Consider the following 17,042-nt stretch of genomic DNA (forward strand, 5'->3'; position numbering starts at 1 on the left):
TTGTGGTGTCGGGTGGCGGCTGCGCCTTACCCGACCTACTCTGAGCATTTGTAGGCCGGGTAAGCGTAAGCGCCACCCGGCTTTATTCTACCAGACCCAGATTTTGCTGGGCGTCACCACCGCCGGCAACGGCACATCCCATTTCTCCACCGGCAATGCCTCCACGCCCTGGCAATCATGCGCATAGCCCACCGGCTGCAACCCGTACTGCTGCCAGTTTTGCAGCGTCCGGTCATAAAAACCGCCGCCCATCCCTAAACGCTGGCCCTGTTCATCAAACGCCACCAGCGGCGTGATCAGTACATCCAGCTGTGACAGCGGCAACACGTCGCGCACGTCGAGTTTCGGTTCGGTGATTTTCAGGCGATTCACCACCAGCTCGCTGTGCGGATGGTAGTGCAGAAACAGCAGATTCCCCTCGCTAAACGGGTGCAGCACCGGCAGATAGACCTTCTTCCCGGCGCGCCAGAGTTGCTCTATCAACGGTTGGGTGTCCAGCTCGCCGTCAAACGACAGAAACAGCGCAACGGTATGCGCCATCAAGACAGGGGGATACGCCATCATACGGGCGGCGGCCTGCTGGGCAAAATGCGCTTGCTGATCGGAGGTTAACGCACGGCGGCGCTGACGAATTAGCTGACGGATGTCCTGGCGTGAAGCAGAAACTTCAGGGAATTGAGTCATGGTAGTCGGTAGAAGAAAAGAGAGGGAATCTCCGAGATGCCGCCGCAGGCTGTAACCCTTGAACCCTTGGTTCAAGGTGAATGTGTCGTCATAGTTTTAAGGCTTCTCGGACGAACCGAGCATGCTCACCAACCATGGAGCGCCACATTCTTGTGGTATGAAATATCGGCTCAGGGGACTGGCCCGCTTGCGAACATCTCAGAGAAATTTTGTCTTCACAGTTACTCTACCATAGTCAACTGAGAAGTGTTATTCAAACTTGGGTCCCGGTCTTTCGGGATTGCGACCTTGATCAAGCAATGCCTGTTCTATGGTCTGCTGGAGCATTTTAATGCGCTGCTCCATGCTTGCCGCGTAGTCGCGGGTCTTCGCTTTTTCCTGAGTCAGTTCATAGCTGATGTTCAACGCGGCGATGAAAACCAGCTGCTCAGTATTTGTGACTCTAGTGCGTTCTTTTAGATCTTGCAACCGCTGATTCAAATCGTCCGCAGCCTGATTCAAAGCATCCCTTTGTTCAGGCGGACAATTCACTCGCAGTGAACGGCCAAAAATCTGGAGATCGACGGGTTGTGCAGACATGCCACCTTCCTGCTGATTGACTGCGCTGCCTTCGCTTACGGCCCCGGGGGCTGCGAAGGGGCGACACTATAGCTACCCTGATGTGAAGATACAAGCCCTTTTCTGGTATCACCAGGGTCCAAAGTGGTAGCATATCATGAAACTTCCCCCCTTTGACGACGAATGCTCATGTCTATACAGAACGAAATGCCTGGTTACAAGGATTTAAACCAGTTACTGAACCAGCAGGGAGTCGGTTTAACCCCTGCCGAAATGCACGGTCTGATCAGTGGCATGCTGTGCGGCGGAAACAGCGACAGCTCATGGCAGCCGCTGATCCACGACCTCACGAATGAAGGGCTGGCGTTTGGTCACGAGCTGGCGGAAGCGCTGCGTAAAATGCACGCCGCCACCAGCGATTCTCTGGAAGACGATGGCTTCCTTTTTCAGCTTTATCTGCCTGAAGGCGACGACGTTAGCGTGTTCGATCGCGCCGATGCGCTGGCCGGCTGGGTAAACCACTATCTGCTGGGGCTGGGCGTGACGCAGCCTAAACTGGATAAAGTGACCGGCGAAGCGGGTGAGGCGATCGACGATCTGCGTAATATCGCTCAGCTCGGCTACGATGAAGACGAAGACCAGGAAGAGCTGGAAATGTCTCTCGAAGAGATCATCGAGTACGTGCGCGTGGCGGCACTGCTGTGCCACGACAACTTTACGCGCTCACAGCCGACCGCGCCGGAAGTCCGCAAGCCAACCTTACATTAAGAAAAATAACGCACAGGAGGGTGTCATGGTTATCTCGAGTCAAGAGTATTCGCGCCGCCGTCAGGCGCTGCTGGCGAAAATGCAGCCGGGCAGCGCCGCGCTAATTTTTGCTGCGCCCGAAGTGACGCGCAGCGCCGACAGCGAATATCCCTATCGCCAGAGCAGCGATTTCTGGTACTTCACCGGCTTTAACGAGCCGGAAGCGGTGCTGGTGCTGATTAAGAGCAATGACACCCACAACCACAGCGTGATTTTCAACCGCGTACGTGACTTAACTGCTGAAATATGGTTTGGCCGCCGCCTGGGGCAAGAGGCCGCACCGGCGAAGCTGGGCGTTGACCGCGCGCTGGCGTTTAGCGAAATCAACCAGCAGCTCTATCAGCTGCTTAACGGCCTCGACGTGCTCTATCACGCGCAGGGTGAATATGCCTACGCCGATGAGATTGTTTTCACCGCGCTGGATAAGCTGCGCAAAGGCTCGCGGCAGAACCTGTCCGCGCCGGCCACGCTGACGGACTGGCGTCCGGTGGTGCATGAGATGCGCCTGTTCAAGTCTGAAGAGGAGCTTAACGTGATGCGCCGTGCGGGCGAAATCAGCGCCCTGGCGCACACCCGCGCAATGGAGAAATGCCGTCCCGGGATGTTCGAATACCAGCTGGAAGGCGAAATTCACCACGAATTTAACCGCCACGGCGCGCGCTATCCCTCTTACAACACCATTGTCGGCGGCGGGGAAAACGGCTGCATTTTGCACTACACCGAAAACGAAAGCGCGCTGCGCGACGGCGATCTGGTGCTGATTGATGCCGGCTGCGAATATCAGGGCTATGCGGGGGACATAACCCGTACCTTCCCGGTGAACGGTAAGTTCTCACCGGCACAGCGCGCCATTTACGACATCGTTCTCGAGTCTCTTGAGACGGCGCTCAGGCTGTATCGTCCCGGTACCTCCATGCAGGAAGTGACCGGCGAAGTGGTGCGCATCATGATTACCGGTCTGGTCAGGCTCGGGATCATGAAAGGGGATGTCGACACCCTGATTGCTGAAAATGCGCATCGACCGTATTTCATGCACGGCCTGAGCCACTGGCTGGGGCTGGACGTGCATGACGTTGGCGCGTACGGCACCGACCGTTCGCGCGTGCTGGAGCCGGGCATGGTGTTAACCGTGGAGCCGGGCCTGTATATCGCGCCGGATGCCGACGTGCCTGAAGAGTACCGCGGGATTGGCATTCGTATTGAAGATGACATCGTGATTACCGAAACCGGTAACGAAAACCTGACCGCCAGCGTCGTGAAAAACGCTGACGATATCGAGGCGCTGATGGCAGCGGCGCGCGCATGAGCGTGATTATCGTTGGCGGCGGCATGACCGGGGCCACGCTGGCGCTGGCCATTTCGCATTTGACGCAGGGCCAGCTTCCGGTGCACCTGGTGGAAGCCGTTGCGCCAGAGGCGTCAAACCACCCCGGTTTTGATGCGCGCGCCATTGCGCTGGCGCAGGGCACCTGCCAGCAGCTTTCGCGCATTGGTATCTGGCAGGCGATAGCCGACCGCGCCACGGCGATCGGTACCGTGCACGTCAGCGATCGCGGCCATGCTGGCTTTGTCACGCTGGACGCGCAGGACTACCGGATTGATGCCCTGGGTCAGGTCGTTGAGCTGCACGACGTCGGATTGCGACTGTTCCGCCTGCTCCAGGACGCGCCGGGCGTCACGCTGCATTGTCCGGCGCGCGTGGCCAGCGTGAGCCGTAGTGAGGCGTCGGTTAGCGTGACGCTGGAAAACGGCACCGTTCTTGAAGGCCAGCTTCTGGTCGCCGCGGACGGTTCGCGCTCGTCGCTCGGCAGCCAGTGTGGCGTGGAGTGGCGCCAGCAGCCTTACGGGCAGGTGGCGGTCATTGCGAACGTCTCTACCGCAGCTGAACACCACGGCAGGGCGTTTGAACGCTTTACGCAGCATGGTCCGCTGGCGATGCTGCCGATGTCGGACGGGCGCTGTTCCCTGGTGTGGTGTCATCCTCAGGATAAGGCGGAAGAGGTTAAGGGCTGGTCCGACGAACGTTTTTGTACCGAGCTGCAGAAAGCCTTTGGCTGGCGGCTGGGGCGTATTACCCACGCAGGCAAGCGGACGGTCTACCCGCTTTCGCTGACCACGGCGTCTCAGTCTGTCTCCCATCGTCTGGCGCTTGTCGGTAATGCCGCACAGACGCTGCACCCCATCGCGGGGCAAGGCTTTAACCTGGGCTTACGCGACGTCATGAGCCTGGCCGAATCACTGGCGCATGCGTGGGGCGAGCAAAAAGACTGCGGGGCGTATTCGGTGCTGATTCATTACCAGAAGCGCCGTCAGGCGGATAAAGAGGCCACCATCGGCGTTACCGACGGCTTAGTCCATCTCTTTGCCAATCGCTGGGCACCGCTGGTTGCGGGCCGCAACCTCGGGCTGATGGCGATGGAACTATTCATTCCGGCACGTGACGTGCTGGCGCAGCGGACCCTGGGTTGGGTCGCGCGTTAAGGAGTTATCATCGTGCAAAATGTTGATGTCGCCATCGTTGGCGGCGGAATGGTTGGACTGGCATTGGCCTGTGGATTGCAGGGCAGCGGCCTGCGCGTGGCGGTGCTGGAGCAAAAGCAGCCCCAGCCCGTTGCACCGGATGCGCCGCCGGAACTCCGCGTCTCGGCGATCAATGCGGCCAGCGAAAAGCTGCTGACGCACCTTGGCGTCTGGGCAGATATTGTGGCGCATCGCGCCAGCTGCTATCACGGCATGGAAGTGTGGGATAAGGACAGCTTTGGTCATATTGCTTTTGATGATGAAAGCATGGGCTATAGCCATCTGGGGCACATCGTTGAAAACGCGGTGATCCACCACGCGCTGTGGCAGAAAGCACAGCAGTGCAGCGACGTGACGCTGATTGCGCCTGCGCAGATCCAGCAGGTGGCATGGGGCGAAAACGAGGCGTTTATCACCCTGCAGAGCGGCGACATGCTGACCGCGCGTCTGGTAGTCGGTGCTGACGGTGCGAACTCCTGGCTGCGGAATAAAGCCGACATCCCGCTGACCTTCTGGGACTATCGTCATCACGCGCTGGTCGCGACGATCCGTACCGAAGAGCCGCACGGCGGCGTGGCGCGCCAGATTTTCCACAACGACGGCATTCTGGCGTTCCTGCCGCTTAGCGACCCGCACCTGTGCTCGATTGTCTGGTCCCTGGTGCCGGAAAAAGCCCAGCAGATGCATGAGGCGACGCCGGAGGCCTTTAGCCAGGCGCTGTGCGTGGCCTTTGATAACCGCCTTGGCCTGTGCACGCTTGAAAGCGAACGTCAGGTATTCCCGTTAACCGGCCGCTACGCGCGTCAGTTTGCGGCGCACCGTCTGGCGCTGGTGGGGGATGCGGCGCATACCATTCATCCCCTGGCAGGACAGGGCGTTAACCTCGGCTTTATGGACGCGGCGGAGCTGGTTGAGGAGCTGCGTCGCCTGCATCGCGAAGGGAAAGATATTGGTCAGCATCTGTACCTGCGCCGCTACGAGCGCAGCCGCAAGCACAGCGCGGCGATGATGCTGGCGGGCATGCAGGGCTTCCGCGAGCTGTTTGCCGGAGCGAATCCAGCGAAAAAACTGCTGCGCGATATTGGCCTCAAGCTTGCTGACACCCTTCCGGGCGTTAAGCCCCAACTCCTCCGTCAGGCGATGGGTCTTAACGACCTGCCGGACTGGCTGCGTTAATTTAGACCCCTGTCACACTTTCTTTTCCCGGCCTCTGCGCCGGGGAAATTCCCTCGTTTGAAATATTCTAATTTCACGTCATTTTTCGCATTAGATAATCTAATGTCGCATTTTTCTCGTTACGGAAATTCGGCCCGATTTTCCGCACGAAATATCACCATGTGCTAAATCCTGTTAGAGCATTGTTAATTTTGTGCGGGGTTAATCGCATTTTTCCAGTGAATAACTCTGTAGGCTTTTTAGCGTTTTTTGGTCATAAGCTAATGTGATGACCCATTTTGCCTTATGGTTAACCGCCGGTTTCGGTGGTAAGTTCAGGTAAAAGAGAACGTTTGCGTCGGTGCCCGAACGCGGGGCCGATACCGGGTTTCACGGTGAATTTTTCAACGAGGACAAGATGGCTCAACAGACTCCTTTGTACGAACAACACGTGTTATGCGGCGCCCGCATGGTGGACTTCCATGGCTGGATGATGCCGCTGCACTACGGCTCTCAGATTGATGAGCACCACGCGGTGCGCACCGATGCCGGTATGTTCGACGTGTCCCATATGACGATTGTCGATCTGCGCGGTAGCCGCACCCGGGAGTTTTTGCGTTATCTGCTGGCAAACGACGTCGCCAAACTGAAGACGCCGGGCAAAGCGCTCTATACCGGCATGCTGAATGCCTCGGGCGGCGTGATTGATGACCTTATCGTTTATTACTTCACTGAAGATTTCTTCCGCCTCGTTGTAAACTCCGCCACCCGCGAAAAAGACCTCTCCTGGATCACCCAACACGCCGAACCTTATGCCATCGACATCACCGTCCGTGACGATCTGTCGCTGATCGCCGTGCAGGGACCAAACGCGCAGGCGAAAGCCGCCTCTCTGTTTAACGACGAGCAGCGCAAAGCAACCGAAGGCATGAAGCCGTTCTTCGGCGTGCAGGCGGGCGATCTGTTTATCGCCACCACCGGCTACACCGGTGAAGCCGGCTACGAAATTGCGATGCCGAACGAGAAGGCCGCTGATTTCTGGCGTGCGCTGGTGGAAGCGGGCGTGAAGCCTGCGGGTCTGGGCGCGCGCGATACGCTGCGTCTGGAAGCGGGAATGAACCTTTACGGTCAGGAGATGGATGAAGGCGTCTCTCCGCTGGCCGCCAACATGGGCTGGACCATCGCGTGGGAACCGGCTGACCGTGAGTTTATTGGCCGTGAAGCGCTGGAGATGCAGCGCGAGAAGGGCACCGAACAGCTGGTGGGACTGGTGATGAAGGAAAAAGGCGTGCTGCGCGGCGAGCTGCCGGTGCGCTTTACCGATGCTGACGGCAATCATCGCGAAGGCGTGATCACCAGCGGAACCTTCTCACCGACGCTGGGCTACAGTATTGCACTGGCACGCGTGCCGGCGGGCATTGGCGAAACGGCGGTGGTGCAAATCCGCAACCGCGAAATGCCGGTCAACGTGACCAAACCGATTTTTGTTCGCGCCGGTAAGCCGGTCGCCTAATCATTTTTATCAGGAGAACTTCAATGAGCAATGTGCCAGCAGAACTGAAATACAGCAAAGAACACGAGTGGCTGCGCAAAGAGGCGGACGGCACTTACACCGTAGGGATCACCGAGCACGCGCAAGAGCTGCTGGGCGACATGGTGTTTGTTGACCTGCCTGACGTGGGCACGACCGTTAGCGCGGGCGACGACTGCGCCGTGGCGGAGTCCGTAAAAGCAGCATCTGACATCTATGCCCCTGTAAGCGGTGAGATTGTCGCCGTCAACGATGCGCTGAGCGATTCGCCGGAGCTGGTCAACAGCGAGCCTTATGAAGGCGGCTGGATCTTCAAGATCAAAGCCAGCGACGAATCCCAGGTTGCCGCGCTGCTGGATGCGACCGCGTACGAAGCACTGTTAGAAGACGAGTAAGCCATTATCCCTCTCCCCTTTGCGGAGAGGGTAGGGTGAGGGGAACAGACGACACCATCACCCCAGCCCTCTCCCTCAGGGAGAGGGAGAAAACACATTCACTGCACGTTTCAGGAACCATCGCTCATGACACAGACTTTAAGCCAGCTTGAAAACCGTGGCGCCTTCATCGAACGTCACATTGGGCCGGATGCTCAGCAACAGCAGGAGATGCTGAAGACGGTTGGCGCGGATTCATTAGACGCACTGATCGGCCAGATTGTGCCAAAAGACATCCAGCTTGCCACGCCGCCTCAGGTGGGGGAAGCCACCACGGAATTCGCCGCGCTGGCGGAGCTGAAGGCCATCGCCGGCCTGAACAAGCGCTATAAGTCTTACATTGGCATGGGCTACACCAACGTGCAGTTGCCGCCGGTGATCCTGCGCAACATGCTGGAAAACCCGGGCTGGTACACCGCTTACACCCCCTATCAGCCAGAAGTCTCCCAGGGCCGCCTGGAAGCACTGCTGAACTTCCAGCAGGTGACGCTGGACCTTACCGGCATGGATATCGCCTCTGCTTCTCTGCTGGACGAAGCGACCGCCGCCGCCGAAGCGATGGCGATGGCTAAGCGAGTGAGCAAGCTGAAAAATGCTAACCGCTTCTTCGTGGCGGCGGACGTGCATCCGCAGACGCTGGACGTGGTGCGCACTCGCGCAGAGACCTTCGGCTTTGACGTAATCGTCGACGACGCTGACAAAGTGCTGGATCATCAGGACGTTTTCGGCGTTCTGCTGCAGCAGGTGGGCACCACCGGCGAAGTTCACGACTACGGCGCGCTGATTGCCGAGCTGAAATCCCGCAAGGTGGTTGTTAGCGTTGCCGCCGATTTTATGGCGCTGGTGCTGCTGACGGCACCGGGCAAACAGGGCGCGGATATCGTCTTCGGCTCTGCGCAACGCTTCGGCGTACCGATGGGCTACGGCGGCCCGCACGCGGCGTTCTTCGGCGCGAAAGATGAATTCAAACGCTCCATGCCTGGCCGTATTATCGGCGTCTCCAAAGATGCTGCCGGTAATACCGCGCTGCGCATGGCGATGCAGACCCGCGAGCAGCACATCCGCCGCGAGAAAGCGAACTCCAACATCTGTACCTCACAGGTGCTGCTGGCAAACATCGCCAGCCTGTACGCCGTGTTCCACGGCCCGGCTGGTCTGAAGCGCATTGCCAGCCGCATTCACCGCCTGGCCGATATTCTGGCCTGCGGCCTGCAGCAGAAAGGCCTTAAGCTGCGCCACGCTCACTACTTCGACACCCTGTGCGTGGACGTGGCGGACAAAGCGGCCGTGCTGGCGCGCGCGAATGCGGCAGAGATCAACCTGCGCAGCGACATCCACAACGCCGTCGGCATTACGCTGGATGAAAGCACCACCCGCGACGATATCCTGAACCTGTTCAGCGTGTTGCTGGGTGACGCGCACGGTCTGGACATTGATGCGCTCGACAAAGAGGTCGCGCTCGACAGCCGCTCCATTCAGGAAAGCATGCTGCGTAACGATGCGATCCTGACGCATCCGGTCTTTAATCGCTATCACAGCGAAACCGAGATGATGCGCTATATGCACTCTCTGGAGCGCAAGGATCTGGCGCTGAACCAGGCGATGATTCCGCTGGGCTCGTGCACCATGAAACTGAACGCCGCGGCAGAGATGATCCCGATCACCTGGCCTGAATTCTCCGAGCTGCACCCGTTCTGCCCGCCGGAGCAGGCAGAAGGTTATCATATGATGATCAACCAGCTTTCCGACTGGCTGGTGAAGCTGACCGGTTATGACGCGCTCTGCATGCAGCCGAACTCCGGCGCGCAGGGTGAATATGCGGGCCTGCTGGCGATCCGTCACTATCACGAAAGCCGCAACGAAGGTCACCGCGATATCTGCCTGATCCCAAGCTCCGCCCACGGCACCAACCCGGCCTCAGCCCAGATGGCGGGCATGGAAGTCGTGGTGGTGGCGTGCGATAAGAACGGCAACATCGATCTGGCCGACCTGCGCGCGAAAGCCGAACAGGCGGGCGACAAGCTCTCCTGCATCATGGTGACCTATCCGTCCACCCACGGCGTGTACGAAGAGACCATCCGTGAAGTGTGCGAAGTGGTGCACCAGTTCGGCGGTCAGGTATACCTCGACGGCGCGAACATGAACGCACAGGTGGGCATTACTTCTCCGGGCTTTATCGGCGCGGACGTGTCGCACCTTAACCTGCACAAAACCTTCTGCATCCCGCACGGCGGTGGCGGCCCGGGCATGGGTCCTATCGGCGTGAAAGCGCACCTGGCGCCGTTTGTCCCAGGCCACAGCGTAGTTCAGATCGAAGGCATGCTGACCCGTCAGGGCGCGGTCTCTGCGGCACCGTTCGGTAGCGCCTCTATCCTGCCAATCAGCTGGATGTACATCCGCATGATGGGCGCGGAAGGGCTGAAGCAGGCGAGCCAGGTAGCAATTCTGAATGCCAACTATATTGCGACGCGCCTGAAGTCTGCCTTCCCGGTGCTCTATACCGGCCGCGACGGTCGCGTGGCGCACGAGTGCATCCTCGATATTCGTCCGCTGAAAGAGCAGACCGGCATTAGCGAGCTGGATATCGCCAAGCGTCTGATCGACTACGGCTTCCACGCGCCAACCATGTCGTTCCCGGTTGCGGGTACGCTGATGGTTGAGCCAACGGAGTCTGAAAGCAAAGCAGAGCTGGACCGCTTTATCGACGCGATGCTGGCCATCCGCATGGAGATCGACCGCGTGCAGGACGGCGAGTGGACGCTGGAAGATAACCCGCTGGTCAACGCTCCGCACACCCAGCACGAGATGGTGGCTGAGTGGAACCACGGTTACTCCCGCGAGCTGGCGGTCTTCCCGGCAGGTGTGGCGAACAAATACTGGCCGACCGTGAAGCGTCTCGATGACGTCTACGGCGACCGTAACCTGTTCTGCTCCTGCGTACCGATGAGCGAATACCAGTAATCGCGCTGGTGCAGTAATCCAGGCCGGGTAAGGCGAAGGCGCCACCCGGCTTTTTTATTGGGAGAAGAAAATGGGCATTGCACTTGTGACCGGCGCCAGTCGGGGCATTGGGAAAGCCACTGCGCTCCAGCTGGCACGCGAAGGCTACACCGTGGCGGTGAACTATCATCACAACATTAAAGCCGCGACGGACGTGATAAACCAGATCGTTGAAGCTGGCGGTAAAGCCTTTGCCGTCCGCGCAGATATCAGTGATGAAGCTCAGGTGCTGGCGATGTTTGACAGCATCGATCGCGAAGGCGAGCCGCTTACCGCGCTGGTCAATAATGCGGGAATTCTGTTTGAGCAATCCACCATCGAGAATCTCTCCGCTGAGCGCATTAACCGCGTCCTGGCGACCAACGTCACGGGCTACTTCCTCTGCTGCCGGGAAGCGGTAAAACGAATGTCCTTCAGGCATGGCGGCAAGGGTGGGGCGATAGTGAATGTCTCTTCTGCAGCGTCGCGTCTGGGCGCGCCGGGTGAATATGTGGATTATGCCGCGTCCAAGGGGGCGGTGGATTCGCTGACAACGGGTTTATCGCTGGAGGTAGCGGCGCAGGGCATTCGCGTCAACTGCGTCCGTCCGGGTCTGATCTATACCGATATCCATGCTTCCGGCGGAGAGCCGGGGCGAGTGGATCGCGTGAAATCGTTGCTGCCGATGCAGCGCGGCGGCCAGCCGGAAGAGGTCGCCCAGGCGATTGTCTGGCTGCTGAGCGAGAAGGCGTCTTACGTGACGGGGAGCTTTATTGAGCTGGCGGGTGGGAAGTAAACCCCTAACCTAACCCTCTCCCCAAAGGGGAGAGGGGATCAAGCGTAACGGCGCTCGGTGTTAAAGTTTCTCGCCGTTGCTGGCAATCACGCCCTTATACCACTCGAAGCTTTTCTTGCGTGAACGCGACATGTCGCCCGTACCGTCGTCGTGTTTATTCACGTAGATAAAGCCGTAGCGTTTGCTGTACTGGCCGGTGGTGAACGACACGCAGTCGATACAGCCCCATGGCGTATAGCCCATCAGATCCACGCCATCGTGGGTAACGGCTTTGATCATCTCCTCCACGTGGGCACGCAGATAGTCGATACGATAGTCATCGTTGATGCTGCCGTCTTCTTCAACCTTGTCGTAGGCGCCGAAGCCGTTTTCAACGATAAACAGCGGTTTCTGGTAACGCTCGTACAGTTCGCACAGGGAATAGCGTAACCCTACTGGGTCAATCTGCCAGCCCCAGTCGGAAGCCTTAACGTGCGGGTTCGGCACGCTGCCTTCGAAACCGGAAATCGCGTCCCCGGTGCCGCCTTCCGCTTTCACCGCGTTGGTCATGTAGTAGCTGAAGCCCAGGTAGTCGCAGGTACCTTCACGCAGGATCTGCTCGTCGCCTGCCTCCATTTTGATGGAGAACCCGCGGCGCTCCCACTCGTTCAGGACGTAAGACGGGTAGTAACCCCGCAGCTGGACGTCGGTAAAGACGTAGCGCTCGCGCATCGATTCCTGGGCGAACATCACGTCTTCCGGCTTGCAGGAGAATGGATAGAGCGCCACCATGGCCAGCATGCAGCCGACTTTCATCTCCGGATTGATGCGGCGCGCGGCTTTCACCGCCAGGGCGCTGGCCACAAACTGGTGGTGAAGCACCTGATACATGGTCTCTTCGGGATTTTCGTGTTCGGTGTAGACCACACCGGAGCAGCAGTAGCCGAACAGCGGTGCGCGCCAGTTGCGCTGGTTATTGATTTCGTTGAAGGTCATCCAGTATTTGACCTTGTTTTTGTAGCGCTCAAAAACCACTTCCGCGAAGCGCACAAAGAAATCGACCACTTTACGGTTGGTCCAGCTACCGTATTCCTGCACCAGGTGCAGCGGCATTTCGAAGTGGGAGAGGGTGATCACCGGTTCGATGTTGTACTTCAGCAGCTCATCGAACATGTCGTCGTAAAACTTCAGCCCCTCTTCGTTTGGCTGCGTTTCATCACCTTTCGGGAAGATGCGCGTCCAGGCGATGGAGGTACGGAAACACTTGAAGCCCATCTCGGCAAACAGCTTGATGTCTTCTTTGTAGTGGCCGTGGAAATCGATAGCTTCATGGTTGGGGTAGTATTTCCCCGGTACCACCTCCTGCGTGATTTCGCGCGGTACGCCGTGTGCGCCGCCGGTCAATACGTCGCAAATGCTTGGCCCTTTGCCGCCTTTGTTCCAGCCGCCTTCAACCTGATGAGCGGCAACCGCGCCACCCCATAAAAAATCTTTTGGTAAGGTCAATTTTTTCATCGCTGCTATTCTCAATAAATGACTTATTGGCATCGAGTCTAGCAAAGCGAAATTAAATGTCACGATATAACAATTTACGGTAAATGTGATTTGTCACATCAAAAAAACAGGGTGTTTTATTCTGTAAGTTTCTTCGCCAGCTTACGGCCGAGAGATTCCAGAATATAGATGACGGGAATTTGCGTGGTTATATCGTAGACGCCTGCAATTCGAGTCTGAGGAACGTGCCAGGAGAGATTAAAGTCCGCCAGTTTTGCCAGGCGCGAGTGCTCGTGGCTGGTAATGGAGAGCACCTTACAGTGATGCAGGCTGAACTGGCTGGCGAAGCGCAGGATCTCCTCGGTCTCGCCCGAGACGGAGAGCACAATAGCCAGCGCATTTTTTGCCATGTCATTCGTGACCGGGAAATAAGGGTCATCAATATGGTTACTGAATTTCCCAATATTAGAAAAGAAACGTGCGCCATATTTTGCCAGCGAGCCTGATGTCCCGGCACCGACAAATATAATTCGCTCGGAAGATAAAATAATATCGACCGCCTTATCCAATAACGCGTCGAACTCTTCATTATTCACGCTTTTAAAAAAGCTGATTATTTCGCTGGCGCCGAAGTTCGCCTGCTGGGGCTCGTTCTGCTCAAGGTACAGCTTAAAGCGCACGCGGAATTCAGAATACCCTTCGCAGTTAAGCTTGCGGCAAAAGCGCAGGATTGTGGTCGTCGAGACGTCTGCAGCATCCGCCAGCTCGCGAATGGTCATGTACATCACTTTGTCACGATTTTTTATGACATAGTTGTAGACCATCATCTCCAGGTTATTGAGACTGGCAATGGCGGAATGGGAGAACATGCTCACAATGGCTACACTCACTCATCAGACTTTTCTTCAGGGAATAATAACATGCAGCCAAACGACATCACTTTTTTTCAGCGCTTTCAGGACGACATTCTGGCCGGGCGTAAAACCATCACTATCCGGGATAAAAGTGAATCCCATTTCAAAACCGGCGATATCCTGCGGGTGGGACGTTATGAGGATGATGGTTATTTTTGCACCATCGAAGTAACGGGAACGTCAACCGTTACGTTCGACACATTGACGCAAAAACATGCTGAACAGGAGAATATGACCCTGGATACGCTGAAAAGCGTGATCGCAGAGATCTATCCCAGCCAGAACCAGTTTTATGTGATTGATTTTAAACGTCTATAATTTAAATCGAAACGCACGTTCGCTGAAATTAAACCGTAACTGTCTGATTGTAATTTAGAAACGTTATGTTTAACTTTATTTTAGCTAACATGTGTTCACTGGAATCATTCTCAGTTAGCATAGTGATGCGATGAATAATCATCTTTTGTTTTCCCGGAGTTTTGTATGGTGAGCAGACCATTAATCGCACAGGGATATTCGCTGGCTGAGGAAGTAGCCAACAGCATCAGCCACGGCATTGGCCTGGTGTTTGGGATTGTCGGTTTAGTCTTATTGCTGGTGCAGGCGGTGGACGCTAATGCCAGCGCGATGGCCATTACCAGCTACAGCCTGTATGGCGGGAGTATGATCCTGCTGTTTCTGGCGTCGACGCTTTATCACGCGATCCCGCATCAGCGGGCCAAAATATGGCTCAAGAAATTTGACCACTGCGCTATCTATCTTCTTATTGCAGGCACCTACACCCCGTTTTTGCTGGTGGGGCTCAACTCGCCGCTGTCGCGTGGCCTGATGATTGTTATCTGGAGCCTGGCACTGCTGGGGATCCTGTTTAAGCTGACCATCGCGCACCGCTTTAAGGTGCTGTCGCTGGTCACCTATCTGACCATGGGCTGGCTGTCGCTAATTGTGGTGTATCAACTGGCAATCAAACTGTCGATAGGGGGCGTGACGCTTCTGGCCTTAGGCGGCGTGGTATACTCGCTCGGCGTGATTTTCTACGTCTGCAAGCGCATTCCTTACAACCATGCCATCTGGCACGGCTTTGTGCTGGGCGGCAGCGTATGCCACTTTTTGGCGATCTATTTGTACGTAGGGCAGGCCTAGTTTTTTACGCCGTGCGGGCGGTTGCCCTCACCCCGGCCCCCTCCCACAGGGGGAGGGAGGACACCAAAACCCTAGGCCCGGTAGGTGCAGCGCCACCGGGCGATACAGCATCACTCTTCCAGAGAATACGGCAGCGGCTCAATACTCAGCGTATTTGCATCGTCACGCACGCGGAACACGCTGTCGGCTTCCATGTCGTTGTTCATGACGGCTTGAACCAAAAGACGTCCATCATCCAGCTGTACGGCGGCTAATACGGTGCCGGTACGGCGCCAGTTATCACCCATCTTCAGCTCTAAGTCTTCACCCGCTTCAGGGACGCGGCTGGCATGTCCCGCGAGTGTCCACAGCGCACGTTTGTTTGCCCCGCGGAATTTTGCACGCGCCACCATCTCCTGGCCGGTGTAACAGCCTTTTTTAAAGCTGATACCCCCCAGTGCCTGCAGGTTGGTTGCCTGAGGAATAAACTGTGCGCTGTTTGCTGCGTCAATTACCGGCAGACCCGCTTCGATGTTCAGCGCCAGCCACTGCTGACTGTTGTTAAGCTGCGCTTCGCCGCGCAGCGCCTCGGTGATGCGCTCGGCGGTTTCGGCATCCGTGACTAACAGAAAACGCTCTGCCGGGTGTTCAAACCACAGGATGGAGGTGTCGCCTTCGCTGACGAGCTGCTTTTCGGCATTCGGCAGTTCGCTGAAGAGATTTTTCAGCGCCGCACGTGCCTGGAAGCCGGCCACACCCAGCAGGACATGTTCGTCGTCCGGGGCGATAGTGACTTTGGAAAAGACCGCGTACTTCTTCAGCTCTTTGAGCTGGGCCTCCTGCAGGCTGCGGCGCTCAATAAAGGCAAAGCCATCCTGACGGCGGAAGAGACGCAGGTTGCTCCACATTTTGCCTTTTGGGTCGCAATGCGCGGCCAGCAGGTGCTGGTGTTCGGTCATCTGGCTGACGTCGGCGGTCACCTGGCCCTGCAGATATTTTTCGGCGTCGGCACCGGTGAGCGTCGCCAGCGCCCAGTCATCAAGAGAAATAAGCGTCAGCGGCAGACGCGCAGAGGCGGCGGGCTGGCGAGGAGAAAATGGTGTAAATGCCATAACGATATCCTGAATTGCTTAACGCTTTGATAATGCCTAATGGTAAAAGAGCCTGCAGGCAATGCAAGCGCTTTCAACAGGCCATTTGTGCCCTAAACCGGTTATGCGTAACGCTACGCAAAATAATGTAATCCGCTGTCTTTGTAGGGGGTATTCGGGAAGCCTGCTCGGCGATCGCAATATTCCAGTAATGAAACGTTCAAAAACACGTTACACTAGCTGGTGTCCCCGTAGAGAAACAAAGAACACTGAACGGGGCACCGACTGTGCCAAACGTAATGCAGGAAACTGAACATGGATATTAACAACAAGGCCCGTATTCACTGGGCGTGCCGTCGCGGAATGCGTGAACTTGATATTTCCATCATGCCTTTCTTCGAATATGAGTATGACACCTTAAGCGACGATGATAAGCGTCTGTTTGTTCGCCTGCTTGAGTCTGACGATCCAGATTTATTCAACTGGCTGATGAACCACGGCAAACCCGCCGATACCGAGTTGCAACGGATGGTGCAATTAATTCAAACACGGAATCGGGAACGTGGTCCTGTGGCAATCTGATCTTCGCGTCTCGTGGCGCTCGCAGTGGATGTCTTTATTGCTCCACGGACTGGTTGCGGCCTTTGTGTTACTGATGCCGTGGCCGCTAAGCTATACGCCGCTGTGGCTGCTGTTACTCTCGTTTGTCGTTTTTGACAGCGTACGCAGCCAGCGTCGAATTAATGCCCGTCAGGGAGAGATCAAATTACTGATGGATTCCCGCCTGCGCTGGCAGGGTAAAGAGTGGGATATCCTCGGTATGCCCTGGATGCTCAACTGCGGCATGATGTTACGGTTACGCAAGGTGGACGGCGGGCGTTGCCAGCATCTTTGGCTGGCGGCTGACAGTATGGATGCTGCCGAGTGGCGAGATCTGCGCCGGATGCTATTGCAACAGACGACGCAGGGATAATATGC

17 protein-coding genes and 1 other RNA gene are annotated in these 17,042 nt (G+C 56.9%); 12 read left to right on the top strand and 6 right to left on the bottom strand.

Annotated elements, in window-relative coordinates:
• Positions 1 to 87 precede the first annotated feature (87 nt).
• The 3 genes from AC4IBF_RS03740 to zapA all read right to left on the bottom strand — a co-directional run bounded on the left by AC4IBF_RS03740 (position 88) and on the right by zapA (position 1,263).
• The gene (locus AC4IBF_RS03740; protein ID WP_111963212.1) at positions 88 to 684 is read right to left on the bottom strand and encodes a 5-formyltetrahydrofolate cyclo-ligase; all 597 of its coding nucleotides are present in this window, start codon (positions 682 to 684) and stop codon (positions 88 to 90) included.
• Between the two features lie 24 nt (positions 685 to 708).
• Positions 709 to 892: non-coding RNA, 6S RNA (gene ssrS, locus AC4IBF_RS03745), on the bottom strand.
• A gap of 41 nt (positions 893 to 933) precedes the next feature.
• On the bottom strand, positions 934 to 1,263 hold the full coding sequence (gene zapA, locus AC4IBF_RS03750; protein ID WP_006811891.1) for a cell division protein ZapA: 330 nt from the start codon (positions 1,261 to 1,263) through the stop codon (positions 934 to 936).
• Between the two features lie 168 nt (positions 1,264 to 1,431).
• On the opposite strand from zapA, the gene AC4IBF_RS03755 reads away from it, so the two are divergent.
• The 8 genes from AC4IBF_RS03755 to AC4IBF_RS03790 all read left to right on the top strand — a co-directional run bounded on the left by AC4IBF_RS03755 (position 1,432) and on the right by AC4IBF_RS03790 (position 11,464).
• Positions 1,432 to 2,010 (top strand): YecA/YgfB family protein, encoded by a 579-nt coding sequence (locus AC4IBF_RS03755; protein ID WP_029739212.1) that lies wholly within the window; start codon positions 1,432 to 1,434, stop codon positions 2,008 to 2,010.
• Positions 2,011 to 2,041: 31 nt separating this feature from the next.
• Positions 2,042 to 3,355, top strand: a complete 1,314-nt coding sequence (gene pepP / locus AC4IBF_RS03760; protein ID WP_149367686.1) for a Xaa-Pro aminopeptidase — start codon at positions 2,042 to 2,044, stop codon at positions 3,353 to 3,355.
• A complete protein-coding gene (gene ubiH, locus AC4IBF_RS03765) occupies positions 3,352 to 4,530 on the top strand; it encodes a 2-octaprenyl-6-methoxyphenyl hydroxylase (RefSeq protein ID WP_491463159.1) in 1,179 nt (392 codons plus the stop codon). Before pepP ends, ubiH begins: the two co-directional genes overlap by 4 nt.
• 12 nt (positions 4,531 to 4,542) lie before the next feature.
• A complete protein-coding gene (gene ubiI, locus AC4IBF_RS03770) occupies positions 4,543 to 5,745 on the top strand; it encodes an FAD-dependent 2-octaprenylphenol hydroxylase (RefSeq protein WP_136195101.1) in 1,203 nt (400 codons plus the stop codon).
• A gap of 397 nt (positions 5,746 to 6,142) precedes the next feature.
• On the top strand, positions 6,143 to 7,237 hold the full coding sequence (gene gcvT / locus AC4IBF_RS03775; protein WP_133295114.1) for a glycine cleavage system aminomethyltransferase GcvT: 1,095 nt from the start codon (positions 6,143 to 6,145) through the stop codon (positions 7,235 to 7,237).
• A 23-nt stretch (positions 7,238 to 7,260) separates the two neighbouring features.
• Complete coding sequence (gene gcvH, locus AC4IBF_RS03780; protein WP_008499718.1) at positions 7,261 to 7,650, top strand: glycine cleavage system protein GcvH; 390 nt, start codon at positions 7,261 to 7,263, stop codon at positions 7,648 to 7,650.
• 126 nt (positions 7,651 to 7,776) lie between these two features.
• Entirely contained in the window at positions 7,777 to 10,650 is a 2,874-nt protein-coding gene (gene gcvP, locus AC4IBF_RS03785) for an aminomethyl-transferring glycine dehydrogenase (protein WP_491463160.1), read from the top strand.
• Between the two features lie 70 nt (positions 10,651 to 10,720).
• Positions 10,721 to 11,464 carry an SDR family oxidoreductase gene (locus AC4IBF_RS03790; protein WP_115876234.1) on the top strand — a complete coding sequence of 248 codons (744 nt, stop codon included), beginning with the start codon at positions 10,721 to 10,723 and terminating at the stop codon, positions 11,462 to 11,464.
• 60 nt (positions 11,465 to 11,524) lie between these two features.
• Here the strand turns inward: AC4IBF_RS03790 and bglA are convergent, their stop codons facing one another.
• Positions 11,525 to 12,958, bottom strand: coding sequence for a 6-phospho-beta-glucosidase BglA (gene bglA, locus AC4IBF_RS03795; protein WP_115876233.1), 1,434 nt, complete (start codon positions 12,956 to 12,958; stop codon positions 11,525 to 11,527).
• A 116-nt stretch (positions 12,959 to 13,074) separates the two neighbouring features.
• Positions 13,075 to 13,806: a MurR/RpiR family transcriptional regulator gene (locus AC4IBF_RS03800; RefSeq protein WP_032660101.1), complete on the bottom strand. Its 732-nt coding sequence runs from the start codon at positions 13,804 to 13,806 to the stop codon at positions 13,075 to 13,077.
• A 51-nt stretch (positions 13,807 to 13,857) separates the two neighbouring features.
• Here AC4IBF_RS03800 and yqfB point away from each other — a divergent pair, with 51 nt between their 5' ends.
• The gene (gene yqfB / locus AC4IBF_RS03805) at positions 13,858 to 14,169 is read left to right on the top strand and encodes a N(4)-acetylcytidine aminohydrolase (protein ID WP_133295111.1); all 312 of its coding nucleotides are present in this window, start codon (positions 13,858 to 13,860) and stop codon (positions 14,167 to 14,169) included.
• A gap of 165 nt (positions 14,170 to 14,334) precedes the next feature.
• Positions 14,335 to 14,994, top strand: a complete 660-nt coding sequence (trhA, locus tag AC4IBF_RS03810) for a PAQR family membrane homeostasis protein TrhA (protein ID WP_127732244.1) — start codon at positions 14,335 to 14,337, stop codon at positions 14,992 to 14,994.
• A 110-nt stretch (positions 14,995 to 15,104) separates the two neighbouring features.
• Here the strand turns inward: trhA and ygfZ are convergent, their stop codons facing one another.
• A complete protein-coding gene (ygfZ, locus tag AC4IBF_RS03815; protein WP_133295110.1) occupies positions 15,105 to 16,085 on the bottom strand; it encodes a tRNA-modifying protein YgfZ in 981 nt (326 codons plus the stop codon).
• Positions 16,086 to 16,379: 294 nt separating this feature from the next.
• Between ygfZ and sdhE the strand changes: the two genes are divergently transcribed.
• Both sdhE and AC4IBF_RS03825 read left to right on the top strand, forming a co-directional pair.
• Positions 16,380 to 16,646: an FAD assembly factor SdhE gene (gene sdhE, locus AC4IBF_RS03820; protein ID WP_006178375.1), complete on the top strand. Its 267-nt coding sequence runs from the start codon at positions 16,380 to 16,382 to the stop codon at positions 16,644 to 16,646.
• Complete coding sequence (locus tag AC4IBF_RS03825) at positions 16,627 to 17,037, top strand: protein YgfX (RefSeq protein ID WP_021242050.1); 411 nt, start codon at positions 16,627 to 16,629, stop codon at positions 17,035 to 17,037. The genes sdhE and AC4IBF_RS03825 overlap by 20 nt, the downstream gene beginning before the upstream one ends.
• Positions 17,038 to 17,042 lie beyond the last annotated feature (5 nt).

The organism is Enterobacter sp. Taxon_8, from assembly GCF_058354585.1.